The sequence below is a fragment of the Mesorhizobium sp. M7A.F.Ca.CA.002.09.1.1 genome, assembly GCF_003998555.1.
In the GTDB taxonomy this organism is placed as follows: Bacteria; Pseudomonadota; Alphaproteobacteria; order Rhizobiales; family Rhizobiaceae; genus Mesorhizobium; species Mesorhizobium ciceri.
In genome coordinates this window covers 1-435 of sequence record NZ_RZRR01001622.1, presented here as the reverse complement: position 1 = coordinate 435, position 435 = coordinate 1, and the positions used below count along the sequence as shown (strand labels likewise).

Below are 435 nucleotides of genomic sequence, written 5' to 3'. Positions count from 1 at the left end.
GGCGAGCAGTACACCGACAGCGTCGGTGAGCTTTTCGATGCCGCCGCAGTGCGCTTGCGGCCGGACCGGCTTGCCGATGCAGGCGGCGTGGTCGCGCATGGCGACGCCCACAACGCCAATGTCTGGTACACGGCGAAGGCGGGGAGGGCGGAGCTGTCCTTCTTCGATCCTGCCTTTGCAGGCTCGCATATCCCGACGCTGCTGGCGGAGGTGAAGGCGACGTTCCACAACATCTTCGCCCACCCGTTCTGGCTCTATGATCCGGCGACCGCGACCGAGGCTTTTCGCGCCCATGCGCGGCTGGACGGAAACCTGCTCCATGTCGACACGGACTGGGACCTGAGCCCGGTCCGCCGCGACCTGCTGGAGGTCAAGGCCACAGCGCTGTGGCGGCCATTGCTGCTTGAGCTCAAACGGCGCGGCATGCTGCCGGCC

Annotated in this window: 1 pseudogene; it reads left to right on the top strand. The window is 67.1% G+C overall.

Features of this window, described 5'->3' with window-relative positions:
• Window positions 1-435, top strand: a pseudogene (locus tag EN994_RS35000) (hypothetical protein); the annotation flags it as partial.